The organism is Halomonas rhizosphaerae, assembly GCF_030010555.1.
Taxonomy (GTDB): domain Bacteria; phylum Pseudomonadota; class Gammaproteobacteria; order Pseudomonadales; family Halomonadaceae; genus Halomonas; species Halomonas rhizosphaerae.
Window position 1 is genome coordinate 86,564 of the sequence record NZ_JASCQP010000026.1, and the last position, 24,914, is coordinate 111,477.

The following is a 24,914-nucleotide window of genomic DNA, read 5'->3' on the forward strand; positions in this document are numbered from 1 at the left end:
TGTTTCAGAGGCTCCAGGATATGCTCGAACTGCGAGGCGCGCCCGCCCTATCTGCTTTCCGTCATGCCAAGCTGCTGGACGCCCTGCGCGCATCCGTTCCCGAGGTCGAGTCCCTGCACGCCGACCATGTCCATTTCGTCGACCATGACGGCGACCTGGGGGACGACGAGCGGCGCCTGCTGGAGCAGCTCCTCGACTACGGCCCCGAGCGACAGGAGGAGGGCCCCGAGCGACCGAACGAGAGCCGCGCCGCGGGCCAGCTGTTTCTGGTGGTGCCGCGCATCGGCACCCAGTCGCCGTGGTCCTCCAAGGCGACCGACATCGCCCGCAACTGCGGGCTGGCCAGGGTGCGGCGCATCGAGCGTGGTATCGCCTACCGGGTGAAGGTCGCCGGCACCCTCTCCGAGACCGCCTTCGAGCGGATCCAGGCCGCCCTGCATGACCGCATGACCGAGAGCGTGCTCGCCGACGCCTCCGACGCCGCCCGGCTCTTCGCCCACCACGAGCCGGCACCGCTGGGCAGCGTCGATGTGCTCGAAGGAGGGCGCGAGGCGCTGGTCACCGCCAATGCCGAGCTGGGCCTGGCGCTGGCCGAGGACGAGATCGACTACCTGGTCGAGGCCTTCCGCGACCTGGGCCGCAACCCGACGGACGTCGAGCTGATGATGTTCGCCCAGGCCAACTCCGAGCACTGTCGCCACAAGATCTTCAACGCCGACTGGGTGGTGGACGGCGAGGCGCAGAGTCACTCGCTGTTCCGGATGATCAAGCATACCCATGAGTGCTCGTCCGACGACATCCTCTCCGCCTACAGCGACAACGCCGCGGTGATCCGGGGGTCCGAGGCACCGCGCTTCTTCCCGACCCCGCTCACCGGCAAGGACGGTGAGCGCGCCGCCTATGGCAGTGCCCGGGAGCCGATCCAGATCCTGATGAAGGTGGAGACCCACAACCACCCGACGGCCATCGCGCCGCACCCCGGGGCGGCCACCGGCGCCGGCGGCGAGATCCGCGACGAGGGCGCCACCGGCATCGGCGGCAAGCCCAAGGCGGGCCTGACCGGCTTCACCGTCTCCAACCTGCGCATCCCCGAGTTCGTGCAGCCCTGGGAGGCGTTCGACTACGGCAAGCCCGAGCGCATCCAGTCGGCGCTTCAGATCATGCTCGAGGGCCCCATCGGCAGCGCCGCCTTCAACAACGAGTTCGGGCGCCCGAACCTCGCCGGCGTCTTTCGCACCTACGAGCAGGACGCCCTGGGGCATGACGGCATCGAACGCCGTGGCTACCACAAGCCGATCATGCTCGCCGGCGGCTACGGCAATATCCGCGACGGCCATGTCGAGAAGGGCGAGATCCCGGTCGGCGGCAAGCTGATCGTGATGGGCGGGCCGGCGATGCTGATCGGCCTGGGCGGCGGCGCGGCCTCCTCCATGGCCTCCGGCGCATCGAGCGCCGACCTGGACTTCGCCTCGGTGCAGCGCGGCAACCCCGAGATGGAGCGCCGCGCCCAGGAGGTCATCGACCGCTGCTGGGCGCTGGGCAGCGAGAATCCCATCCGTTTCATCCACGACGTGGGCGCCGGCGGCCTCTCCAACGCCCTGCCGGAGCTGGTCAAGGATGGCGAGCGCGGTGGCCTCTTCGACCTGCGTGCCGTGCCCAACGCCGAGCCGGGCATGAGCCCGCTGGAGATCTGGTGCAACGAGGCCCAGGAGCGCTACGTGCTGGCGGTGGCCCCGGAGGACCTCGACACCTTCGAGGCGCTGTGCCGGCGCGAGCGTTGCCCCTATGCGGTGGTGGGCGAGGCGACCGAGGCGCACCACCTGGCGGTCACCGACGGCCACTTCGAGAGCCAGCCGGTGGACCTGCCGATGAGCGTGCTGTTCGGCAAGCCGCCGAAGATGCAGCGCGAGTTCCAGCGCCGGGTCAATCCACTCTCCGGGGTGATGCTCGACAACCTCGACCTGCGCGAGGCCATGGACCGCGTGCTGCGCCTGCCCGCCGTGGCCTCCAAGAGCTTCCTGATCACCATCGGCGACCGCTCCATCACCGGCCAGGTGGCCCGCGACCAGATGGTCGGCCCCTGGCAGGTGCCGGTGGCCGACGTCGCCGTGACCACGGCGAGCTTCGACACCCATGCCGGCGAGGCCATGGCCATGGGCGAGCGGCCGCCGGTAGCGCTGATCGACCCGGCGGCCAGCGCCCGCCTGGCGGTGGCCGAGGCCATCACCAACCTGGCCGCCGCGCCCATCGAGAAGCTCGGCGACATCAAGCTCTCTGCCAACTGGATGAGCGCCGCCGACCATCCGGGGGAGAACCAGGCCCTGTATGACGCCGTCCATGCGGTGGGCATGGCGCTCTGCCCGGCGCTGGGCATCGCCATCCCGGTGGGGAAGGACTCGATGTCCATGCGCACCGCCTGGCAGGAGGAGAGTGGCGCGGATGACGGGCAGGTCGAGGAGAAGAGCGTCACCTCGCCGCTGTCGCTCTCCGTGACCGGCTTCGCCCCGGTCACCGATGCCATGCGGACCCTGACCCCGCAGATCAACCTGGAGCAGGACGAGTCCGACCTGCTGCTGATCGACCTGGGCGGCGGCCGGAATCGCCTCGGCGGCTCGGCCCTGGCCCAGGTCTATGGCCAGGTGGGCAACGAGTGTCCGGATCTGGACGACCCGGAGGACCTCAAGGCGTTCTTCGCGGTGATCCAGGGGCTCAACGCCGAGGGCACGCTGCTGGCCTACCATGACCGCAGCGACGGCGGCCTGCTGGTGACCCTGCTGGAGATGGCCTTCGCCGCCCATGCGGGCCTCGAGATCAAGCTCGACTGGCTGATCGACGAGCCCGTCGACGCCTTCAACGCGCTCTTCGCCGAGGAGCTCGGGGCGGTGATCCAGGTCAACCGCCGGCACACCGAGGCGGTGCTGGCCCAGTTCGCCGCCGCCGGCATCGAGACCTGCGGCGTCATCGCCCGCCCACGCTACGACGACCAGGTGCGGGTGACCCTCTTCGAGGAGCCGCTGCTGGAGACCACCCGGCTGCTGGCCGAGCGGACCTGGGCCGAGACCAGCTATCGCCTGCAGGCGCTGCGTGACAACGCCGACTGCGCCAAGAGCGAGTTCGATGGCCTGCTCGATGGCCGCGACCCCGGGCTCTGTGCCCAGCCGACCTTCGAGGTCGACGAGGATATCGCCGCGCCCTATGTCCAGGCACCCCAGCTCAACAAGGCACGCCCGGCGGTGGCGGTGCTGCGCGAGCAGGGCGTCAACGGCCAGCTGGAGATGGCCTGGGCCTTTGATCGGGCCGGCTTCAAGGCCGTGGACGTGCACATGAGTGACATCCTGGAAGGGCGGGTCTCCCTGGAGGCGTTCAAGGGCCTGGTGGCCTGCGGCGGCTTCTCCTACGGCGACGTGCTGGGGGCCGGCGGCGGCTGGGCCAAGTCGGTGCTGTTCAACCCCCGCGCCCGGGAGCAGTTCGCGGCCTTCTTCGAGCGCGACGACAGCTTCTCCCTGGGGGTGTGCAACGGCTGCCAGATGCTCGCCCAGCTCAAGGAGCTGATCCCCGGGGCCGAGGCCTGGCCGCGCTTCGTGCGCAACGAGTCCGAGCAGTTCGAGGCCAGGGTCTCCATGGTCCAGGTCGAGCAGAGCCCGTCGATCCTGCTGGCCGGCATGGAGGGGTCGCGCCTGCCCATTGCCGTGGCCCACGGCGAGGGCCGCGCCGAGTTTCGCGACAGTGCCCACCTGCGCGGCATCCAGGGCAGCGGCCAGGTCGCCCTGCGCTTCCTGGACAACCACGGCCAGGTGACCACCCGCTATCCGGCCAATCCCAACGGCTCGCCCTCCGGCATCACCGGCCTGACCACCCCCGACGGCCGGGTCACCATCATGATGCCTCACCCCGAGCGGGTGGTGCGCGCGGTGACCAACTCCTGGCGGCCTGCCGAGTGGACCCGCGACGGCGCCTGGATGCGCCTGTTCCGCAACGCACGGGTCTGGCTGGGCTGATTCCCGCGAGGCCCGCAGACGACACGCAAGGCGGCCCGAGGGCCGCCTTCCGTCGTCTCGGGAGCGCCTCGCCGGTCAGGCGCGGCGGCGCTGCACCTGACCGGCGCCGCTCTCGAGGCAGTGCTCGCGCAGGATCGCCAGCTCCGCCTGCTTCTGGCGGGCAATGGCGACGAACTCATGGCCCAGGGAGGAGGCCGCGCCGACCTCGCCGAGTCGCGCGTAGAACCGCCGGGAGGCGGCGGCATCGGCCATGGCCTGGGACAGGGCGTCCCGCGCCATCTTCAGGCTGTCGACCAGGACCGGTGGTGCCACGGCCGGCGCGGCCAGGCGCGTGGCCGCGTCGCCGCGCGGCTCGTCCAGGCCTAGGCGGCATGCGGCCCGGGCGAGGCCCGCCAGACGCATCTCGCACTCGATGCCCAGGGCAGCCATCAGCCGACTGGTGGCGCTGCTGAAGGCCAGGAAACGGAAGGCGAGGCCGCGGTAGCGCTCGAGCTCGTCGCGCTCATGATCGCTGGCGAGGCCCAGAAGCTCCTCGGGCAGCAGGCGGGGGGTGGCGCTTGTTGGAATTGTGTGCATGGCGCTCTCCTCTATCGGGAGTCTTGGAAAAGTGCCATGCTGCTGCAGGCTAGTGTCGCCCGGCATGACCCCGATCAAGTTTCTGCCAGTCGGGGGCGGCGAAGCGTCGATCTCATACGCCGGCTGTCGGCAATGTCGTCGGTTTCCTGACCGCTCGGTCGACAATCCGGAGGGTCGGAGGGCCGCCACCCTTCTCCTGCCCCCTGACGACGGCGCGGCGTCCCGCTAAGATGGCGGCCCGTCTCGCCATCCCGGAACCTGCATGACTGCCCCCGCTGCTACCACGCCCTGCGCTGTCCCCCCGACCCTGCGCCCCTACCAGCAGGCGGCGGTACGTCGCGTCGTCGCGCATTTCCGCGGCTCCAGCGATCCGGCAGTGGTGGTGCTGCCCACCGGCAGCGGCAAGTCGCTGGTGATCGCCGAGCTGGCGCGCCTGGCCCGGGGGCGGGTGCTGGTGCTGGCCCATGTGCGCGAGCTGGTGGAGCAGAACCACGCCAAGTACCTGGCCTACGGCCTCGAGGCCGACATCTTCAGCGCCGGCCTGGGGTGCAAGGAGGCCGGACGCCAGGTGGTGTTCGGCTCGGTGCAGTCGGTGGTGCGCAACCTCGAACGCTTCGCCGCGGCGGACCATCCGCGCGGCCCCTTCACCCTGCTGGTGGTCGACGAGTGCCATCGGGTATCGCCGGCGGAGGACTCCAGCTACCGCCAGGTGGTCGACCATCTGCGCGCGGCCAACCCGCGCCTCAAGATCCTCGGCCTCACGGCGACCCCCTATCGCCTCGGCCAGGGCTTCATCTACCATCGCCATCACCATGGCATGGTGCGCGGCGACGTGGATGCCTTCTTTCGCGACTGCGTCTTCGAGCAGCCACTGCGGCTGATGGTCAAGCAGGGCTACCTCGCTGAGCCGCGGCGCATCGATGCGGCCCTTTTCAAGGACGGGCAAGAGCTGCGCTACGACTTCTCGGCGCTCGTCCCGGCCTCGAGTGGGCTCTTCCGCGAGGAGGAGCTCAACCGGGTGGTGGCGGGCCACCGCGCCACCCCGGGCATCATCGCCGAGATCGTGGCGCGTGCCCGGAACCGCCAGGGGGTGATGCTCTTCGCGGCAAGCGTGGCCCACGCCGAGGAGATCCTCGGCTACCTGCCGGCGGGCGAGGCGTCGCTGGTCACCGGCGAGACCCCCTCTGCCGAACGCGAGCGGATCATCGATGCCTTCAAGGCGCGTGAACTCAAGTACCTGGTCAACGTGGCGGTGCTCACCACCGGCTTCGATGCCCCCCACGTGGACCTGATCGCCATCCTGCGTCCCACCGAATCGGTGAGCCTCTACCAGCAGATCGTCGGCCGCGGCCTGCGCCTCGCGCCGGGCAAGCGCGACTGCCTGGTCCTCGACTATGCCGGCAATCCCTGGGACCTCTATGCCCCGGAGGTGGGTTCGCCCAAACCGACCGGCGACAGCGAGCCGGTGCAGGTGGAGTGTCCGGCCTGCGGCCATGCCAATCTCTTCTGGGGGCGTCGCGACGGCGAAGTGGTGATCGAGCACTTCGGTCGCCGCTGCCAGGGGCTGGTGGAGGACGAGCGCGGCAAGCGCACTCAGTGCGACTTCCGGTTTCGCTTCAAGGTGTGCCCCGAGTGCGGCGCCGAGAACGATATCGCCGCCCGGCGCTGTCACGGCTGCGAGACCCTGCTGGTGGACGCCGACGACAAGCTCAAGGAGGCGCTGCGCCTGCGCGACGCCCGGGTGCTGCGCGTGGCCGGCATGCAGCTCGAGGCCACCGTCAACGGCCGCGGCCTGCCGCGATTGAAGGTGACCTACCATGACGAGGACGGTGCCACGCTGTCGGAGTGGTTCGCCCTGGAGACCCCGGCCCAGCGCGGCGCCTTCGCCGCGGCCTTCCTGCGCGAGCACCTGCGCGCCCCGGGCGTGCCTTTCCGCCCCACCACCCCCGAGGAGGTGGTCGCCGAGCGCCACCGCCTGCGCCACCCCGACTTCGTGGTGGGCCGAAAGGTGGGCCGCCACTGGCAGGTGCGGGAGAAGCTCTTCGACTACACCGGGCGTTACCGCAAGGCCGCCGAGGCGGAGTAGCAGGCATGCATGGTCTGAACGAGAGGCGCCGGGGGCAGGCCGTAGGGGAGGTCCTACGCCATGGGTGAGGAGCATGGCTCCGAACGGGCTGGCCAGGGATGGCCAGCACCGGACCTGCAAGCGGAGCGGGACGCGAAAGCGAAGCAGGGCGTCGGTAGCGTACAGGGAGGTATTCACAGCGCCTCCCCGGTGGTCCGACACTTCGGGGCCTGTCACCGGATCAGCCTCGAGTGGGCGGTCGGTGGCGTCGATGCTGTTTCCCTCGGCACCATCTTGCTAGACTGCCCCGTTGATCCTGCGTCCCCGGAGAGGCACGCCGCGTGAGCGCCACCCCCGATACCGCCAGCCCCGAACAGACCGATGCCGCGGCCGGCCACGCCGAGGTGCTGGGGCGGCTGTTCAACGAGCCGATCACCCAGCTGCCGGAAGATCTCTATATTCCGCCGGAGGCGCTGCGCGTCTTCCTCGAGGCCTTCGAGGGGCCGCTCGACCTGCTGCTCTACCTGATCCGCCGTCAGAACCTGGATATCCTGGCCATCGACGTGGCCGCCATCACCCGCCAGTACATCGAGTACGTGGAGCTGATGAAGGCCATGGAGATCGAGCTGGCCGGGGAGTACCTGCTGATGGCGGCCATGCTGGCCGAGATCAAGTCGCGTACCCTGCTGCCGCGCCCGCCGAAGGAGGGCGGGGACGACGAGGAGGAGGACCCGCGGGCCGAGCTGATCCGCCGGCTGCAGGAGTACGAGCGGCTCAAGTATGCCGCCGAGTCGCTGGCCGAGCTGCCGCGGCTGGGGCGCGACTGGTTTCCGGCCCGGGCGGCCCTGCCGGCCCTGGAGGCGCGGGTGATCCACCCCGACGTGGAGCTCGACGAGCTGCTCGGGGCCCTGGCCGGCATCCTGCGCCGTGCGGAGCTCAATCAGGCCCACCAGATCAGCCGCGAGGGGCTCTCGACCCGGGAGCGCATGCTGGCGATCATGGAGCGCCTGGGCGACGAGCACTACACCGCCTTCGAGGCGCTGTTCACCCTCGAGGAGGGGCGGGCCGGGGTGATCGTCACCTTCATGGCGATCCTCGAGCTGGCCAAGGAGGCGATGATCGAGATCGTGCAGAATGCCCCGCTCTCGCCGATCCATGTGCGCGCCAGGGCCGCCCGGGACGAGGGGCCCGAGGAGGCGTTCCTCGAGGAGGAGGGCGGCGAGAGCGCCTTCGATGACCATCCCTTGGATGACCCGGAGGGGAGCGACCCGGCATGACCGCCATGGAATTTCCCGATGCCCTGGACGAGATCCTCGAGGCGGCGCTGCTGGCGGCCGGGGAGCCGCTGGGGCTGGAGCGCCTGGAGGGGCTGTTCGATGACCACGAGCGTCCGCCGCGGCGCGCCCTGCGCGAGGCCCTGGAGCGCCTGGGGGACCGCCACGAGCGGGGGGCCATGGAGCTGGTCGAGACCGCTTCGGGCTACCAGCTGCGTATCCGGCCGCGCCTCTCGCGCTGGGTCTCGCGGCTCTGGGACGAGCGGCCCCAGCGCTATTCCCGGGCGCTGCTGGAGACGCTGGCACTGATCGCCTACCGCCAGCCGGTGACCCGTGGTGACATCGAGGAGGTGCGGGGCGTCACGGTGAGCGGCTCGATCATGCGCACCCTGCTCGACCGCGGCTGGATCCGGGTGGTGGGCCACCGCGACGTTCCCGGGCGCCCGGGGGTCTATGCCACCACGCGAAGCTTCCTCGACGATTTTGGCCTCAAGACCCTCGACGAGCTGCCGCCGATGCACGAGCTCAGGCACTTCGAGGAGCCGGTCGTGGAGGAGGAGGCACCGCCTCCCCAGCACGAGCTGCTGGCCCAGGCGGACGAGGCCGAGGCGGTCGATGACTCGCCCGAGGCGGACGAGGCAGAAGACGAGATGTCGCCCGAGACGGGCGGCGAGGTGGCCCCCCAGGCCGCCGACCCGACGGCCGGGAGGGCCGACGATGATGACCACGCCGGGAAGGCGTCCGAGCGGGCAGGGCTGAGCTTCGCCGATCTGGAGGCTCGACTGTCCGAACGTGCCCGGGGCCGCGTCGCCGATGACGCTGCCCCGGGGACGGAATCCACACCCAGTGAGAATGACGACCGATGAGCACTACCACCGAGAAACTGCAGAAGGTCCTGGCGCGTGCCGGACTCGGCTCGCGCCGCGAGATGGAGGCCGCCATCGCCGATGGCCGGGTCAAGGTCAACGGCAAGGTGGCCACCCTGGGCGACCGCATCGAGATGCGCGACCGGGTGGCCGTCGATGACCGCCCGGTGACCCTGCGCGGCGCCGAGGAGGTGCCGCGCCGGGTGATCATGTACAACAAGCCCGAGGGCGAACTGTGTACCCGCAAGGACCCGGAAGGGCGGCGTACCGTCTTCGATCGCCTGCCGCGCCTCAAGGGCGAGCGCTGGATCGCCATCGGCCGCCTGGACATCAACACCAGCGGCCTGCTGCTGTTCACCACCGATGGGGAACTGGCCAACAAGCTGATGCATCCCTCCACCGAGGTGGAGCGTGAATATGCCGTTCGCGTGATGGGCGAGGTGAAGAAGGAGCAGGTCGTGGCCATGGTCGAGGGCGTGATGCTCGATGACGGGCCGGCACGCTTCACCGACGTCCAGGAGTTCGGCGGCGAGGGCATCAACACCTGGTTCCACGTGGTCATCATGGAGGGCCGCAACCGCGAGGTGCGTCGCCTGTGGGAGTCCCAGGGGCTCACCGTCAGCCGCCTGAAGCGGGTGCGCTACGGGAACATCTTCCTCGACAAGCGGACCAAGGCCGGCGAGTGGGTGGAACTCTCCCAGGACGAGATCGATGACCTCTCGGCGACGGCCGGCCTGGAAGCACGCAAGGTGCCGGAACTGACTCCGGACGAGAAGAACCGCTGGAGCCGGGACAAGCACAAGCGCCGGCCGGTGCAGGCCATGCGCAAGCCCAAGGGCCAGCGCGGGCGCTGAGCGCGGCCCCGCCTTGCGACCAAAGGCAAAAAGCGCTTGCCATCACGGGGGCAGATCAGTAATATCTGCACCCGTTCGGAGGGGTCGTTAGCTCAGTTGGTAGAGCAGTTGGCTTTTAACCAATTGGTCGTAGGTTCGAATCCTACACGACCCACCATCCGAGCCTGTATGCTTGCCCACAAGCACCGGGTCGTTAGCTCAGTTGGTAGAGCAGTTGGCTTTTAACCAATTGGTCGTAGGTTCGAATCCTACACGACCCACCAGATTGCCAGCAAAACGCCCTCGCTTCCAGGAAGCGAGGGCGTTTTGCGTAATGGGATCCATGTGAGTTCACTGTCGAGCATGGCCCGCGCTACTGGCGATCACCTCGCCCTTTGCTGATGGTCACGGGGACGTTTCCAGTGAGATGGCGCGTCTTCGGCCGGCAGCCCCACGGGTTCTGCTGCCTTGCCGATCCAGTCGCTCGTCGCGGGTCTCAACGAAGACCGAGAACGGAGAGAATCACCAACACGATGACGATTGCGCCGACGATATAGACGATGTTGTTCATTAAGACGTATTCCTGTTTGACGCATGATCCTGTGTGAGGATGCTGCGGGATGGCTCGTGTCATGATGGCGTCGCAGTCCGTGCGACGCATGGTGTAACTCCCTGTACAGGCGGTTCCCTTGCCTCACCCATGCTGAGGATAAGTTATCGGTGGCCTCCCATCTGTGCGCTGCCGTACATTGCCCTCTTTGCCCGAAGCCCGGTAGAACGATCGAGCCAAGGGGATGATCCCGGCGGGCTGGGCGCATCCGGGGAACGGATGCGTTCCGTCAACCAGGGCTCGGGCACCGGAGACGACCTCCGTGAGCAGCACGTCCCTCCCCTAGAAGTCGAAAACGTATTGCGATGGCTGCAGGGGGGGATGCAGGCCTGGTTCGGTCCGCCTTCGTTGAAGGGGGCGGGTATTCATCTCGGCTGTGAAGCAGTGATGCCCGTTTCGACCATTTCGCTTGGCGTGGTACATGGCCGTGTCGGCGTTGTGCATGAGGGTATCCGCATCGTCGGCATCATCGGGGTAGAGGCTGATGCCGATGCTAAGCGTGATAAGGAGTTCATGACCCTGGATACCGTATGGCCTGCCGAGGACGGCGAGCAGTTTTTCCGCGACTCGCGTGGCATCCTCGGGTCGCCTGATCTCGGCGAGCAGGATCACGAATTCGTCGCCACCCTGGCGGCAGACGGTGTCGATGTCGCGCATGCAGTCCTGAACACGACTCGCAACCGCCTGGAGCAGGCTGTCCCCCACGGCATGGCCGAATGAATCATTGATGGGCTTGAAGTCGTCGAGGTCGAGATAGAGCAGGGCGACCAGGTGTCGGTGTCGTCGAGCCAGGCCAATGGCTCGGGAGAGCCGCTCCGTCAGCAGGGCGCGATTGGGCAGGCCGGTGAGTGCATCATGCTGCGCCTGGTAGGCTATCCGCTCCAGCATGACCTGTGACTGGGAGGCGTCGTGGAACACGATCACGGCGCCGATGACTCGACCTTCCCGGTCATGGATGGGCGCCGCTGAATCCTCGATCGCAAGCTTGCTGCCATCCTGTCGGACGAGCACGCAATCCAGAGCGAGGCCTACCGCTCTGTTCTCCTCGATGGCGCGCCGCCCGGGGGTGACCGTCGTCTGGTGTGTCTTGCCATCGACAAGATGGAACACACGGGACAGAGGCTTGCCGATCGCTTCCGGTTGCGACCAGCCTGTCAGGGTCTCCGCTACCCGGTTCATGTGGGTGACCGCGCCGTGAAGATCGATGGTCAGGACGGCATCGCCAATGGTATCGAGCGCTACCCGAGCCCATGCCTTCTCGGCATCCAGGGCGGCTGCGATATCTCGCCTCGCGACGAGGGTCGCTTTTCGCCCGGGGAAGTCTTCCACTCTCGGGGTAGGGCCATGCCGCACCGGCTGTTCTGCGCGGAAGGAGGCGGAATCGAGGGGCGTCCAGGCGGAGCCCTGAAGCATCGAGTCGTCCCTCATGGACTCGACCCGGGGACACGCATCCGCCACTGGCCGTATACCGGATGGTGGGGGTAGAGCACAATGGCCGGGTGTGTCGCTCGAGGCCGTGAGACAAGAGGCCTGATCATCAGAAACGGTGGCACAACCATGAGTCGATTCCCTGTTCGGCTTGCGTGCGAGCCCCCTGTGGGACGGCATGGCCTGACCCGAATCCCGGGGCTTGGCCAGTATCTAGCGAGCCTAGTGGCGTGACCGCGTCGCTTCCGTGCGTTAGCGTACACGGCATGGGCTACGCTTCATGCGAGTGTGTCGGCGGCGGGGAGTGCAGAGAGCCTCGTGTGACTCGGAGCTTTCTATCTATTTCAATGGGTAATCGGTTGCCTGCTGCCGCGGGGCATCCGGTTGCCTGTCTCTTGATGTGATCCGGGGTGCGGCCGGCAAGGCGTTTCAGCGGCGGCCACGGGTCATCAACCACCATCGGACCAGTCCCTTTTTTGCACCCTGTTATCGGGGGTGGCTTGTCCGATACGGGAGTGTCAGTCATGGCCCTGCAACATGATCCTCGTCAGAATCACTTGCTGGCGGCCCTGTCGAGGGATGAATACCAGCGCCTTGCGCCCCACCTCGAGCGGGTCGATCTGAGGCTGGGGGAGTCGCTGGCCGAGTCGGGAAAGGTGATGCGCCATGTCTATTTCCCGGTGGACTGCATCGTATCGCTACTGTGCGTCATGGAAGATGGAGATTCGACGGAAATTGCCGTCGTCGGTGCCGAGGGTATCGTCGGCATCTCGCTGTTCATGGGCGGCGAAACCACGCCTAGCCGTGCCGTCGTGCAGAGCGCCGGCAGCGCCTATCGCCTCAAGGGACAACTGATCAAGGATGAATTCGATCGCGCGTCAACGCTCCAGCATTTGTTGCTGCGCTACACGCAGGCCCTGATCACCCAGATGGCCCAGACTGCGGTATGCAACCGGCATCACAGCCTGGATCAGCAGCTGTGTCGCTGGCTGTTGCTGAGCCTGGATCGCTTGCCGACCAACGAGCTGGTCATGACCCAGGAGTTGATCGCCAACATGCTGGGTGTCCGTCGAGAGGGCGTCACCGAGTCGGCCGGCAAGCTGCAGCGGGCCGGGCTGATTTCCTACCATCGTGGGCACATCAGTATCCTGGACAGGACTGGCCTGGAGGCGCGGGTATGTGAGTGCTATGCGGTCGTCAAGAAGGAGTACGACCGCCTGCTGAGCTATCATCGCACCGGATGACGGGGCCCTTTCCCTTATGGACCTGGTAGGGTGCTTGAGCAGGGCGTTTCCTGGCGTGTGTACCCTGGCGCACCGACGGCATGTTGCTGGACATGCCAGTGTTCGTGTACCGGCTTATCGGTGATTCCATGATCACTCCCTGCTGTCGTTGACGTCAGAGCCCTTTGATTTCTTGCCATGTGCCGATTGCCGGTTTTCCACCAGGAGCGTGCACATGAAGCCTTCGACCCTCGGTCCGATAACCAACCACCTCATCGACAGCTTGCCGCGTCAGGACAGGGCATCTCTCCTTGCCGACTGCGAGGTCATCGACCTGGAGTTCGGTGAAGTGATCACCGAGCCCGGTGGACGGATCCTGCATGTCCATTTTCCCCTCAACAGCTTCATTTCCCTGATTGCGAATTTGAGTGACGGTGAGCAGCTGGAAGTGGCGATGGTCGGCAGTGAAGGCATGTACGGGATGCCCTTGATCCTGGGACTCGATAAATCGCCCTTGCGCGCCCTGGTGCAGGGGGCAGGGCCGGCACTGCGCCTGCCGACGATTGTCTTTGGCCGTCACCTGGAGCAGAGTCCTGCGCTTCAGGTATTGCTGAAGCGCTATCTCTATGTGCTCATGCACCAACTGTCCCGGGTGGCGGCGTGTTCCCACTTTCATCAGGTCGAGGCCCGCCTGGCGCGCTGGCTGTTGATGACTCAGGATCGGGCGCATTCGGATCAGCTGCATCTCACCCACGAGTTCCTGGCCATGATGCTGGGGGTGCGTCGTGCCGGCATCACCCTGGCCGCTATGGCGCTTCAGGCGCGCCGGCTGATCAGCTATCACCGGGGGGATATCACGGTGCTGGACCGAGCGGGCCTGATCGAGGCCTCTTGTGGGTGCTATGCCGCCGATCGAAGTCTCTACCGGCGCGTCATCACCGACGGAGGCGCACCATGAGGTGGCTGGTGCGCTCTGGGGAGAGCGCGCCAGCCAGGATGTCATGACAACAATGCGGAGGGGGAGCGTCTCGATATCGTGGCTCAGCACCCCCAGCGACGCGGATGACGCCTTCAGGGTGATGAGGGGCGGGCGCCTACCCGGAGTATGGGCTGCGACTTCTGAGGATGGAGTCAAGACAACGGGGGCACGATGTGCCCCCGCCGACTGTGGGTTGGATCAATCGCGCTCGTATTCGGGCGAGTTCCGCAGCGTTTCCTCGTCAAGATCCGTGTAGAACACGGATTCGTCATCTTCCATGGTGTGCTCTATGTGGTCCCAGCCCAGCCCCACGTGTTGTCCGCCGAGCCCCAGGAAGCCACTAGTCTCGACCACGACGCCGACGATGCGGCCGTCATTGCCGATGACCAGATCCTGGATCTCGCCCACATCCTCATCTGTACCGCGGTGCTTGACGGTCTGGCCGATGACGTCGTCGGCGTAGAAGGCACCAGCGGGCTTACCGCTCATCTGCTGCTCGCCGGCTTTTTGCTGTTCGCCGGTGCTTTGCTGCTCGGCATGCTGCTCACCGTCTGCCTTCATGGCGTCTTGCTTCTCGGCGTCATGCTTCTCGGCTATTGCCGTCGTGCTAAATGCTAGTGCCGGTACAATGGCGGCGGAAAGGATTAACCTCTTTAGCTTCTTCATGATTGAGCCTCCTCTGCTTAACGGCAGTCTTCCGGACCCTCGTGGGTCTGGAGAGCAGTTCCCGAATCAGGGGAATGCCATGTCAGGCTGGGCAAAAAAGATCGCTTTGTCGGTGCGGTACCAAACATAGTTACGACATTCCTTGACGTGGCAATGAAGAAGATACAAGTCGAAATTTGGAGATGGTTGCAGTGCTTTCAGGTATCTGTAGGAACGGGATATCGGCGCGCTCAGTCACGCATGTGCGATTTCCAATGGACGTGAGGGTTCCGTCATGTCAGCCCTGCGCCATTGGCGTCCCCACTGCCAGACCTGCCGGTGACCTCGCCGGCTTCGGCGTTCTGCAAGCCGTGCGTTACCGGCGACGCCTCAGGGATGAGTACAGCACGCCAGCAACAAAGGCGATGCCAATGGACAGCAGCGGCTTCTCGCGGACGTGGCCGGTCACGCGTTCGAGCAGATCATCTGCCCGCTGGCGCCCATGGGCTGCTACCTCCCGAACGCGCTCATCGGCGTGGGATGCGTGCTGCCGAGCGTACTCCTCCGCCTTGCCAGCGGTCTGGGCGGCCCTGTTCATCGCTTCGTGAGCCTTGCCCTCGACCGGATCGGCAGTATCGTGTTCGCTTGCTTTCGTCGCCATGATCCAACCCTCTTGTGTCGCTGTGTAGACGGGCGACAACGCCCTGTCTGGTGTGACGATCATCGTCGTCGGTGGTCTCGATGCGTATCTGACGGTCGAATTCATCAGTCCATATCGTGTTGATATCTTTGGATAGTCGGGGTATGGACACCAACTACCGGGGCCTCCAGGGTCTGGAGAGCAGTCCCCGAGACCCGGAAAGCCATTTCGATCCGGGTTCAGCTTAGGCATAAGCGAACGATATTTCGGTGCGCCAGCACACAGAGCCGCCGTACCGTAAGGCAGCGCCCCCGATGCCTGCCTGAAAGAATGGCCCCGCATAAGTTGTGCAGCGCACAGACCGGACCTCGGGCCTCGACTATCTTGACAGGAGCCACCCTGGACTAAAAAGGATCCATGGTGAGGGAAAGAACCCAAAAAACTCATATGGAGTTCAGGTCATGAACAAGAATCAGGTCAAAGAGAGTGCGAGTAAGAAAGACAAGAAGGTTGCCGGCGACAAGCGCACTGAGCAGACGGGTAATGCGAAAGAACATGGCGGCAAGGATGGAGCCGTGTTGAAAGAACTCAATAGCGATGCCAAGAAGGAAAAGAAATGAACGATGCAATGATGCCATCGAAGAGTGGTCACGCCGCCTCCGATGATATGCAGGCCGGCGTCACATTACTGAGCGCCTCCACGATAACCGGCGACAATGTCTGTAATATGCAGGATGAAGAGCTAGGCAAGATTCAGGATCTTATGCTCGATGTAGCCGAGGGAAGGATTCGTTACGCAGTCTTGGCCTCGGGCGGTTTTCTCGGCATGGGTGATCGCCTGTTCGCGATTCCTTGGAAGGCCTTGAAGCACGACAAGGTGAACAATCGTTTCATGCTCGATGTAGATGTCGAGCGGTTGAAGAATGCACCAGGCTTCGAGAAGCATCAATGGCCGAATATGGCTGACGCCACCTGGAGTTCGACCATCGAGTCCTTCTATACCAGGTGATCGGATTTATCAGGAGGCTGAGCGTGGCTTCTGCGATGGCCGGTGATGGGCTGTTGATATTCAATAAACACGAACAGCTAACGCAGGAATTCGCAATGGCTCACGATAGGCAGGAACCCTTGGCTGGCGGAGCGAAAGTTGCTAGCCAAGACCCGCCGGAGCTACGTCCGGAACAACGACTGTTCAATGCGGCTGAGCTTCGCCTGTTTCGCTACACAACGGTTCTGTTGTCTCTGGTTGCAATGACCTCGCTGATAGGGATCATCGTATGGTCATTCGGTTGGGTACTGAATGCGTTCTATAACCTTCTTCTGTCGCTTTCTCTGGCCGGTATTCTGGCGCTTGTGCTTTATCCGGTGGTGGAATTTCTCGAAAGAAAGCTTCGCTTGCCACGCTTGCTGGCCATTATTCTTCTACTGGTGATCTTTTTCGTGGGTATTGGCGGCCTGATTTTCCTGCTCGTCCCCGTTGTGGTCAAACAGTTCGTCCAGTTGATGACCGTTTTGCCTGACACACTGGCAAGCTGGCAGGAATATTTCTCCTTTCACTTCCCGGAACTCAGCTCCATGATTTCTACCCGCATGGAGAGCAACGGTGGGAAGGAGTCCGAGGCTGTCGTGCCAGGAATGGAAGACCCGGGCAGGAGGATCATGTCATATCTGGGGTTGTTGGCCGCTATCAGCTTCGTGCCTCTGTTCCTTTTCTTCACCCTGCTTTCTGGGAACTTGCTCCGGGGGCAGGCAACTGAACTTTTATCCATCTTCCATGAATCCACTCAGCAGAAAACGCTGTATTTCATGGATGTATTTGTCGGATACGTCACCGCCTTCTTTCAGGGCCAGCTGATCATCGCCGTGTGCATGGGTACCTTGTATGCCATGAGCTTTACGTTGATCGGCCTGGAATACGGCGTTCTTGTCGGGCTGGTGCTGGGCCTGCTGAATATTGTCCCCTTCCTGGGCACTCTGATCGGCCTGCTGGTGGTTTTGCCCATGGCCTATCTGCAGTCGGATGGCGGCATTGAGTTACTGGTCCTGACCGGGCTGGTGTTCGCGGCGGTGCAACTGGTGGAAAGTTGGCTGCTGACACCGAAGATCATGGCCAACCGCTCGGGGCTGCACCCTGCACTCGTGGTTATTTCCCTTTTCTTCTGGGGCACGGTCTTGGGTGGCATTATCGGCATGGTACTCGCGGTGCCCCTGACGGCGTTCTTCGTTGCCATCTGGGGCGAGATTAAGTCCAGCCTGAAACGGACACTGAGTAGCGGGGATGAAAGGCCATGAAGGTAGCGGATCTTTCCATCACGATCGCAGATCCTTGCGAAGGGCCTGTTCCAATTCCTTGGTTGCGGTGATATCGAGAAGGGTGATGACCACCCCGTCAATCACATTGTCCAGACGGCGATAGGGCATGATCCGTACCGTAAACCAGCGGCCGTCGGAGGCGGGGACCTGCTTCTCGGAATATGCCAAGGTGCTCAGGGTGGTAAGGGCATCATCATTCAGTTCCGGATACTGCAGGGTAGTGGTCAGGTCACTGAGTGGGCGGCCGATATCGCTTTCACGGATATTGATGATCTTTGATGCCCTGTCAGTGTAACGACGGACGTTCAGGTTATGGTCGAGAAAAAGAATAGCGATATCGATGCTGTTGAGCAGATTTTTCATATCGCTCTGGGCGAGGGCGAGATCGTCGAGCTTGGTCTGCATTTCCGCGTTGATGGTCTGCAGTTCCTCATTCATGGACTGCATTTCCTCTTTCGACGTGGTCAGCTCCTCATTGGTCGACTGCAATTCCTCATTTGTCGACTGCAATTCCTCATTGGCCGACTGCAGCTCTTCCTGGGACGCGCGGTTTTCCTCCCGCAATGTCTGGATTTCATCCTGGTACTGTTGCAACTCCTTCGCATGAGTATGTTGCGTAGCCGTCTTCGACCTGTTCTTGTCCGGCTGGCCGGCATGAGCCGGGGCGATGTCGCGGAACACGATCATCTTCATCCCACGCAGGGTGGCAGGTTCTCGCAGCGCCTGTACGGTGATATCGACGCTCTGCGTTCCCCCGCCTGGCAGTTGCACCTGAAGGTCTTGCAAGGATACCGGTTCGCTCCGGTTCGAGGCCTGGCGCAGGGCGCTGGCGATGGGGGTCCGCAGGCCTTCCCGCACCATGGCGTAAAAATTCCAGTTGGCCTTGCCGGCGGCAGGCTCCAGGTACTTTCCCGTGCGTCCGCTGATATAGACGATATCACCCTCATCGTTGACCACCACTGCGGCGGGGGCATAGACCTGCAGTAACACCTGATCGGCTGCCGCCTGCAGATTATCATGTGTGTGGGAGGATGAGTCGCTGGGGGTCACGGGAAGCTCCTTGGCTATCCTGGCCAGAGGTGGAAACGACTTTACCGGCAACCGGATATCGCGGTTCTGGACATTCTCCTGGCGCAGGTAAAGTCGGAGTTTGGGTTGGATAGGTGCAAACAACTGAGTGTTGCGCCCTACCGTCTCCGAGCTCCCCAGCAACAGCACACCCCCAGTGCGCAGGCTGTAGTGAAACAGGGGAATGAGTTTGCGTTGCAGGCTCTGATCGAAATAGATCAACAGATTGCGGCAGGAAATCAGGTCGAGTCGAGTGAAGGGGGGATCGAGCACCACATCCTGCTGGGCGAACATTACCAGGTCGCGGATATCCCTGTTGATCTGGTAGCCGTTGCCATGGATGCTGAAAAAGCGCGCCAGGCGCTCCGCCGAGACACTGCTGCTGATGTCGGCAGGGTAATGGCCGCGGCGAGCTGTAGAAATGGCGTCGGGACTCAGGTCGGAGGCGAAGATCTGCAGGGTAATACCATGGGGACGTGGCAGCTTGTCCAGCGCCTCCGTGAAGATCATGGCCAGGGAGTAAGCCTCTTCGCCGGTTGAGCAGCCAACCACCCAGGCGCGCAGGTGGGGCTCACTGTGCTGTCGCGCCAGCAGTTCCGGCAGACCGGTATCCGCCAGATACTGCCAGACCTCGGCATCACGGAAAAAGCTGGTCACCCCGATGAGTACTTCCTTGAACAGAAGGTCGATCTCCTGGGGGTTGCGCTTGAGGAAATCCACGTAAAGGCTCAGGGTGGCGATTTCATGGATCGCCATGCGCCGGGCCATCCGGCGGTGCAGGGTGCTGGGCTTGTAGAGGGAGAAGTCGTGCCGGGTTCGCTGTTGAAGCAGACGTAAAATGCGCTGCAAGGGCGTTGATTCCGGCTCAGTTTCTGCTTCTGGTTCTGTCGAAAGCCCGCCGGAGGCGCTCGGGGTGGGCGCCCGGGAAAGGCAGTTCAGGATACGGACGGGCAATTCGCCGGGCGGGGCGATGATATCGGCGCAGTTTGCGGCGATGGCGCTGTTGGGCATGGCATCGAACTGTGCCGTGTCGGGCTGTTGCACTGCCGTGAGGCCGCCCACGGCCTTTATCGCCTGTAGACCCAGGGTGCCGTCGGAGCCCATGCCGGACAGTACCACCCCGATGGCGTGCTCTCCCTGGGCGCGTGCCAGGGAAGAAAACAGCACGTTGATAGGCAGGCGCATGCCCCTGGGTTCCATGGGTTCGGCCAGGTTCAGAAGGCCGTCGACAACGCTGAGTTCCGTATTCGGCGGAATCACATACACGCAGTCAGGTTCGATGGGCATGCCATGGGTCGCCTGCCGCACCGACATCGGGGTAGTGCGCTGGAGTAATTCCGGGAGCAACGCCTTGTGGGTGGGATCGAGATGCTGCACCACCACATAGGCCATGTGGCTGTGGGGCGGGATCCGGGCAAGGAACTCTTCCAGCGGCGCCAGGCCACCGGCGGATGCGCCAATACCCAGGATGCGTAAGGCCGCCGGTGGGGGGCTTGGCATATCGGCAGGGCTCAAGGCAGCCATGGCATGGAACGGCTAACGGGGTTACTCCCCACTGGCGCACTCGCAGCAGGCCAACAGGATATGCTCGCGCCCTGGGGGGATGGATGCCAGAAACTGTAAGTGGCGGGAGCCCTGTGCGCCTCCACCCGTCTTGGCTACGCAGGAATCCCTGGCACCGCTCTTCGCCACATGCTGTAGCAACCCGCGCAGCTGCGGCCGGCTCTCCGCTGGCAGGCATGTGTCGATGGGGTGTCCCTCAAGATCGTCACGCCCGACGCCAAAGAGTTCCGTGCCGGCAAGATTAACCTGAATAACCTTGCCCTCCAGGTCGACGAGAAAGTAGCCAAAGGGGGCGGAATCGTAAGAGTTCCGGTAAAGGCTCAACTCCTCCCCAAGTGCTTGCTCATTGGCAGCAACCTCCTCGTTCTGCAAGTCAAGCTCCACCTGATGGACCTGCAATTCATGGAGCAGCTTGAGGGCATCTTCCGCATTGTCGGGATTGCTGGACAGCCGGTGGAGGAGGCTCAGGGCGTCAACGCCCACGGACCAGTGACTCGCTGTCGGCGTCGTGCCCATCTGCAGCTGCGCTTCAGCCTTGTCTCGCAGCTGTGTATAGACACTGGATTCATTACTGGTGGTAGGCATACGAGACTCCAAACTTACGCTCAAGATTACAGTTTGTATTATAGCTTATTTCGGCAGGGATTGGTATTGAAATTTCGGCTATATCCGGGGTTTGTGCATTTTTATTCAACACCCTCAAGTGGCGGTCGCATATGATCTGGCCGCAATGATCTGATATAGCTCCGTGCCGATAGAACGTTGCGGTATGCCAGAAACGCTTTCTCGACACTAAAATCAAGTATGAATAAGTGTCACTGATAGATGGGGCTATTCCCCGACATCTTAATACGCGACAATGCGGGTTTCGATATCCGGTATAGAGATTCTTGTAATGCCTAGTGACCAATAAATCGAGGGAAGCCCGGTTAGAGCGGTGTGTACGCTGACGAACAGATCATTTCGCGGAATTCTGTCATGATTTATTTTAGTTATAGCTGCCGTGCAAGTGCATCAGCTCAGCACAGCAGCACGGCAGGATGTGAATTCCTTTTGCAATCATTACAGATTCTCGAGTGATGCATTGGACACATTGTTGGCATCGTGGGTGGGGTCATGCTCTTCCGAGAAGCTCTTTCAAGTCCCGTGAAAATTATTCTTGTCTTTCTGGCTATGCTGCTGGTGGTTGCGACAGCTCTCCCATTACTTCGGTTCGATCAGTGGTGGATTCGTGTTTTTGATTTTCCAAGAGCGCAGATTGCCATCTCAGGTGTCGTATTGCTTGCCCTCTGTCTCTGTTTCTGGAACCCACGTCGCGTCCACGAATCCGTCGTTCTTGGGCTGTTGGTTCTGGCCGTGGGATATCAGGTTGTGAAGGTGCTTCCGTACACGATGCTGATGCCCAAGCAGGTACTGGCGACTGAGGCACGTTCTGACGACGCCAACCTGAGGCTACTGGTTGCAAACGTGCTGATGGAAAACCGGAAGTCGCAGGCCTTCTTGGATATCGTGCGCGAGTATGATCCGGATGTGGTCTTGTCGTTGGAGACAGACCAGTGGTGGGAAGAAGCGCTAAGGCCCCTGGAAGAGAAATATCCGTACACGCTCAAGAACCCACTCGACAACACCTATGGCATGCTCCTACATAGCCGACTGGCGATGATCGATCCCGAGATCCGGTTTATTCTAAAGGACAGCATCCCATCGATGCACATGCAGCTGGTGCTGCCGTCAGATGACCGGATATTCATGCATTTCGTGCATTCCGATCCGCCCAACCCGAAGTATGCGACCGAGACAACGGAACGAGATGCGGAACTGTTGATCGTGGGCCGGGAAGTGGAGAAACGCGATAGGCCAACAATTGTTGCAGGCGATTTCAACGATGTGGCCTAGTCATACACCACGAGCCTGTTTCAGAAAGCCAGTGGTCTACTCGACCCGCGCGTCGGGCGGGGCATGTATAACACCTACCACGCCAAGAACCTGCTACTGCGCTGGCCTCTCGATCACGTCTTCCACACCGATCATTTCAAGCTCGTCCGTATTGACAGAGGGCCCGCCTGGGGATCGGATCATTTTCCTATCTTTATCGAACTCAGCCTGGAGGCCGGCGCAGAAGCGGAACAGGAGGAGCCGGATACGACCCGGACGGAAGAGGAGCAGGTAAATGAAAAGATCGAAGACGGTAAGCAGCACCCGGACGAGTGAGCCTGTCGACATCGGGTCGCCCGAGCACCCTCAATAGTGTTGCGATTGGAACTTTAGACCGCCTACTCAGCCGCACCGGTTTGATGGGGTGTCGGTTGTCGCGAGAATGCGAACCGAATTTCAGCGTGGCGCGCTGCGATCCAGATAGGCATCCATCAGCCTGGCGTTGCGCTGATTGGCCTTGAACGCGACATCGAACACGTCGCCGAGCACCGGAATCGCGCCGACCACGGCATCCAGCGCGACGTTCAGTGCCATGCGCGCTAGTACCCTGACCGACACACCGGCGTGAGCCGCCTGTGCGACGATGTAGAACGACACCCCGGCCGCAGCGAGATCGCCGACCACCGGTACTAGCCCGATGAGCCCGTCGACCCCGATGCGGAAACCTCCGGGCAGGCGAATCGAACTGTCCATCAGTCGCGCGAGCCGATGCACGCGCTCACGAGCGTCGGCGGGTCGGCGCTGGGGCGCGTCAGATGGTGACATCGCGGTGCGCCTTCACAAACGCCGTGTTCATCGTCTGGCGATGATCCACACGGCGTGGACGATGCCGGGAATATAGCCGAACAGCGTGAGCAGAATGTTGATCCAGAAATGCTTTCCGATGCCTTCCTGCAAAAAGACGCCCAGCGGCGGCAGGAAGATCGCGATGATGATGCGTAACAGGTCCAATGGCTGTGCTCCTGGTTGCGTTGGGATGCCGTTCGGGCAGCCGCACGCGGTAGCTCACGAGGGTCAAGAGACGCCGCGTGCTGATCCGTCTGGCCCGAGGGTTCGGTACGACATGCCACACTCACCGACACTACTACAATATCAGGCCCACCTTGCTGCCTTCGTCAGTGCTTCGACTTCAGCATGTCGTCGCGCTGGTGCTCCGCCCGCGCGGCGCCGATCGCCGTTTCCACTTTTTTCACTTCCTCGGGGGGTGGCAGGACCGCCGGCAACCCGAGCGACTCGATCCACAATTCGCGCAGGAACCCTTTCGTGTGAAGGAGGTGATGCTCTTCTTCCTTGCCCACCGCTTCGAAGGCGGTGCTGAGCACGCGGGTTTCCTCTCCCTGGCCGTGTTCTGCCAGATGCCCGATCAAGTCCCAGTTCTGGAGGTCCTTGGTTTCCGCCAGGACCACACACTCACCGGCAACGAGTTGGGCATCCGCGGCGCTGCCTTTTGCCTTCGCCATTTCCATCGCGGTAACCAGCGAATCCCCCAGGTGTGCTACCACTTCTCGGCCGGGCGTGACGGTATCCGGATTCAGTCCCAGCTCCTCGAACACCGTCAGCAGCACCTCTTCGTGGGTGCGGGTCTGCTCGAGGTACTCCTCCCATTCACCTTTCAGTTCTTCGTTCAGCACACATGAGAGCGCGGTTTTGTAGATCTTTGTACCACCGCGCTCCGTCTCGAGAGCTTGAAATAGCAACTCGTGCAACTGCTTCTTGATAATCGGTTTCTTATTCACGGTTTTACTCCTGACCATCGGTGGCGGCGCGCACGACAGGCGTGCTGCGACATTGGCTTGGGTTCAACGGTGCGACAGATGGCGGCCAGTTGAATGTCCAATGATAGGAGGTAGGTGCTGCTGGGTCGGTGCTGTAGCCCACATAGCAGTTCGGTGCCGCGGGCCTGATTCGCCCGGTCATCATCCACTCGCCGCGGTCCCAGTGTTCGATAGCGCACGGTGACCGCGTAATATGAGCCGTAGAATCGATTTTTTGGCGCCAGGCGCGCCACGATTATGTTGAGGCACGGAATCGTGGGTATTATCGTATGGCTCGTCATGGGCGGCCTGCTAGGTTGGGTCGCGAGCATGATCATGGGCACTAACGCCCAGCACGGCATCATCCTCAACGTCGTGGTCGGTATCGTCGGCGCACTTGACGGGTTTCTGATCGGGCCGCTGCTCGGCGTCGGCTCGATTAACGACGTCTTAACCATCACGAGCTGCGTCATGTCGCTGACCGGCGCGATAATACTGCTGGCCATCCTGAGTTTGTTCCAGCGCAGCAGGATACTCCGATCAATCAGCGTTTCCCCAGCCGGAGGGAAATATAAGAGGTTTACCGGTCTGCGGTCTTCAGTAACTCCTGAGGCCTCTCGACGCCGACCAGGCTGGAGCCGCCCCCATTCTCGCCCGGCCGGACGACACTAAACGAACCGTCGGTTTCCAGGACGACTGCGCGCACCTTGTGCATCGAGTTGACCCCGGCCGAGCGTACCGCCGCCCGTATCTCGTCTTCGGTTACACGCGCTTGACGCAGAGCCGTTGGCAGGAAATTGCCGTCGTAAAGCAGCATCATCGGTTCTCCCGTCGCCAGTCGCCGCACCCATCGTGCCCGGACGCTGGACCAGGTGACGGCGAACTGCAGGCCGATGAGCAGGGCGAAGGCCAGGACCCCTTCGGCTAGTGCGACATCATTGGCCAGAAGGACGGTTGCCAGGGTCGAGCCGAGGGCGACGGTCACGATCAGGTCGAAGGCGTTCAACTTGGAGAGTGTCCGCTTCCCCGAGACGCGAAGGAAGACGACAAGCGTAACGTAAGCCAGGATGCCAACGACCAAGGTGCGCAACAGACTGTCCCATCCACTAAACAGCATCTGTTTTCTCCTGCCGACAGCGGGCTG

22 protein-coding genes, 2 tRNA genes and 1 pseudogene are annotated in these 24,914 nt (G+C 63.1%); 14 read left to right on the forward strand and 11 right to left on the reverse strand.

The window, feature by feature from the left end:
- Positions 1-20 precede the first annotated feature (20 nt).
- A complete protein-coding gene (purL, locus tag QLQ83_RS10500; RefSeq protein WP_282735479.1) occupies positions 21-3,998 on the forward strand; it encodes a phosphoribosylformylglycinamidine synthase in 3,978 nt (1,325 codons plus the stop codon).
- Between the two features lie 75 nt (positions 3,999-4,073).
- Here purL and QLQ83_RS10505 read toward each other — a convergent pair whose 3' ends face one another.
- Positions 4,074-4,574, reverse strand: a complete 501-nt coding sequence (locus QLQ83_RS10505) for a hypothetical protein (RefSeq protein WP_282735480.1) — start codon at positions 4,572-4,574, stop codon at positions 4,074-4,076.
- Between the two features lie 262 nt (positions 4,575-4,836).
- Here QLQ83_RS10505 and QLQ83_RS10510 point away from each other — a divergent pair, with 262 nt between their 5' ends.
- The 6 genes from QLQ83_RS10510 (at position 4,837) to QLQ83_RS10535 (ending at position 9,896) form a co-directional block, all read left to right on the forward strand.
- Complete coding sequence (locus QLQ83_RS10510) at positions 4,837-6,660, forward strand: DEAD/DEAH box helicase (protein WP_282735481.1); 1,824 nt, start codon at positions 4,837-4,839, stop codon at positions 6,658-6,660.
- Positions 6,661-6,980: 320 nt separating this feature from the next.
- Positions 6,981-7,916, forward strand: a complete 936-nt coding sequence (locus QLQ83_RS10515; protein ID WP_411971128.1) for a segregation and condensation protein A — start codon at positions 6,981-6,983, stop codon at positions 7,914-7,916.
- Positions 7,913-8,779, forward strand: coding sequence for an SMC-Scp complex subunit ScpB (gene scpB / locus QLQ83_RS10520; protein WP_282735482.1), 867 nt, complete (start codon positions 7,913-7,915; stop codon positions 8,777-8,779). Before QLQ83_RS10515 ends, scpB begins: the two co-directional genes overlap by 4 nt.
- The gene (gene rluB / locus QLQ83_RS10525) at positions 8,776-9,633 is read left to right on the forward strand and encodes a 23S rRNA pseudouridine(2605) synthase RluB (protein WP_282735483.1); all 858 of its coding nucleotides are present in this window, start codon (positions 8,776-8,778) and stop codon (positions 9,631-9,633) included. The genes scpB and rluB overlap by 4 nt, the downstream gene beginning before the upstream one ends.
- A gap of 81 nt (positions 9,634-9,714) precedes the next feature.
- Positions 9,715-9,790, forward strand: a tRNA-Lys gene (locus QLQ83_RS10530).
- Positions 9,791-9,820: 30 nt separating this feature from the next.
- A tRNA-Lys gene (locus QLQ83_RS10535) sits at positions 9,821-9,896 on the forward strand.
- 212 nt (positions 9,897-10,108) lie between these two features.
- Here QLQ83_RS10535 and QLQ83_RS10540 read toward each other — a convergent pair.
- Both QLQ83_RS10540 and QLQ83_RS10545 read right to left on the reverse strand, forming a co-directional pair.
- Positions 10,109-10,273 carry a hypothetical protein gene (locus QLQ83_RS10540; protein WP_282735484.1) on the reverse strand — a complete coding sequence of 55 codons (165 nt, stop codon included), beginning with the start codon at positions 10,271-10,273 and terminating at the stop codon, positions 10,109-10,111.
- 231 nt (positions 10,274-10,504) lie between these two features.
- Positions 10,505-11,635 (reverse strand): diguanylate cyclase domain-containing protein, encoded by a 1,131-nt coding sequence (locus QLQ83_RS10545; protein WP_282735485.1) that lies wholly within the window; start codon positions 11,633-11,635, stop codon positions 10,505-10,507.
- Between the two features lie 539 nt (positions 11,636-12,174).
- Between QLQ83_RS10545 and QLQ83_RS10550 the strand changes: the two genes are divergently transcribed.
- Together QLQ83_RS10550 and QLQ83_RS10555 are read left to right on the forward strand one after the other, a co-directional pair.
- The gene (locus QLQ83_RS10550) at positions 12,175-12,894 is read left to right on the forward strand and encodes a Crp/Fnr family transcriptional regulator (protein ID WP_282735486.1); all 720 of its coding nucleotides are present in this window, start codon (positions 12,175-12,177) and stop codon (positions 12,892-12,894) included.
- A gap of 214 nt (positions 12,895-13,108) precedes the next feature.
- Positions 13,109-13,831 (forward strand): Crp/Fnr family transcriptional regulator, encoded by a 723-nt coding sequence (locus QLQ83_RS10555; RefSeq protein WP_282735487.1) that lies wholly within the window; start codon positions 13,109-13,111, stop codon positions 13,829-13,831.
- 219 nt (positions 13,832-14,050) lie between these two features.
- On the opposite strand, the gene QLQ83_RS10560 is transcribed toward QLQ83_RS10555, so the two are convergent.
- Positions 14,051-14,518 carry a PRC-barrel domain-containing protein gene (locus tag QLQ83_RS10560; RefSeq protein WP_282735488.1) on the reverse strand — a complete coding sequence of 156 codons (468 nt, stop codon included), beginning with the start codon at positions 14,516-14,518 and terminating at the stop codon, positions 14,051-14,053.
- A gap of 355 nt (positions 14,519-14,873) precedes the next feature.
- Positions 14,874-15,263: an ElaB/YgaM/YqjD family protein gene (locus QLQ83_RS10565; RefSeq protein ID WP_282735489.1), complete on the reverse strand. Its 390-nt coding sequence runs from the start codon at positions 15,261-15,263 to the stop codon at positions 14,874-14,876.
- A 335-nt stretch (positions 15,264-15,598) separates the two neighbouring features.
- On the opposite strand from QLQ83_RS10565, the gene QLQ83_RS10570 reads away from it, so the two are divergent.
- From QLQ83_RS10570 to QLQ83_RS10580, 3 genes are read left to right on the forward strand one after another with little or no spacing between them, the layout of a single operon-like run.
- Positions 15,599-15,757, forward strand: coding sequence for a hypothetical protein (locus tag QLQ83_RS10570; RefSeq protein WP_282735490.1), 159 nt, complete (start codon positions 15,599-15,601; stop codon positions 15,755-15,757).
- The gene (locus QLQ83_RS10575; RefSeq protein WP_282735491.1) at positions 15,754-16,146 is read left to right on the forward strand and encodes a PRC-barrel domain-containing protein; all 393 of its coding nucleotides are present in this window, start codon (positions 15,754-15,756) and stop codon (positions 16,144-16,146) included. Before QLQ83_RS10570 ends, QLQ83_RS10575 begins: the two co-directional genes overlap by 4 nt.
- Positions 16,147-16,169: 23 nt before the next feature.
- Positions 16,170-17,429: an AI-2E family transporter gene (locus QLQ83_RS10580; RefSeq protein WP_282735492.1), complete on the forward strand. Its 1,260-nt coding sequence runs from the start codon at positions 16,170-16,172 to the stop codon at positions 17,427-17,429.
- Between the two features lie 18 nt (positions 17,430-17,447).
- Here QLQ83_RS10580 and QLQ83_RS10585 read toward each other — a convergent pair whose 3' ends face one another.
- Both QLQ83_RS10585 and QLQ83_RS10590 read right to left on the reverse strand, forming a co-directional pair.
- The gene (locus QLQ83_RS10585; RefSeq protein ID WP_282735493.1) at positions 17,448-20,042 is read right to left on the reverse strand and encodes a chemotaxis protein CheB; all 2,595 of its coding nucleotides are present in this window, start codon (positions 20,040-20,042) and stop codon (positions 17,448-17,450) included.
- Positions 20,043-20,063: 21 nt separating this feature from the next.
- Positions 20,064-20,666, reverse strand: a complete 603-nt coding sequence (locus QLQ83_RS10590) for a PAS domain-containing protein (protein ID WP_282735494.1) — start codon at positions 20,664-20,666, stop codon at positions 20,064-20,066.
- A gap of 813 nt (positions 20,667-21,479) precedes the next feature.
- Here QLQ83_RS10590 and QLQ83_RS19490 point away from each other — a divergent pair.
- Positions 21,480-22,292, forward strand: a pseudogene (locus QLQ83_RS19490) (endonuclease/exonuclease/phosphatase family protein).
- A gap of 120 nt (positions 22,293-22,412) precedes the next feature.
- Here the strand turns inward: QLQ83_RS19490 and QLQ83_RS10605 are convergent.
- From QLQ83_RS10605 to QLQ83_RS10615, 3 genes are all read right to left on the reverse strand, one after another.
- Complete coding sequence (locus tag QLQ83_RS10605) at positions 22,413-22,781, reverse strand: DUF4112 domain-containing protein (protein ID WP_282735497.1); 369 nt, start codon at positions 22,779-22,781, stop codon at positions 22,413-22,415.
- A gap of 27 nt (positions 22,782-22,808) precedes the next feature.
- Positions 22,809-22,967: a YqaE/Pmp3 family membrane protein gene (locus tag QLQ83_RS10610; RefSeq protein WP_282735498.1), complete on the reverse strand. Its 159-nt coding sequence runs from the start codon at positions 22,965-22,967 to the stop codon at positions 22,809-22,811.
- A 164-nt stretch (positions 22,968-23,131) separates the two neighbouring features.
- Complete coding sequence (locus QLQ83_RS10615) at positions 23,132-23,752, reverse strand: DUF892 family protein (RefSeq protein WP_282735499.1); 621 nt, start codon at positions 23,750-23,752, stop codon at positions 23,132-23,134.
- A 354-nt stretch (positions 23,753-24,106) separates the two neighbouring features.
- Between QLQ83_RS10615 and QLQ83_RS10620 the strand changes: the two genes are divergently transcribed.
- Entirely contained in the window at positions 24,107-24,442 is a 336-nt protein-coding gene (locus QLQ83_RS10620) for a GlsB/YeaQ/YmgE family stress response membrane protein (RefSeq protein WP_282735525.1), read from the forward strand.
- On the opposite strand, the gene QLQ83_RS10625 is transcribed toward QLQ83_RS10620, so the two are convergent.
- Entirely contained in the window at positions 24,351-24,887 is a 537-nt protein-coding gene (locus tag QLQ83_RS10625; RefSeq protein ID WP_282735500.1) for a DUF421 domain-containing protein, read from the reverse strand. The genes QLQ83_RS10620 and QLQ83_RS10625 overlap by 92 nt on opposite strands.
- Positions 24,888-24,914: the final 27 nt, after the last annotated feature.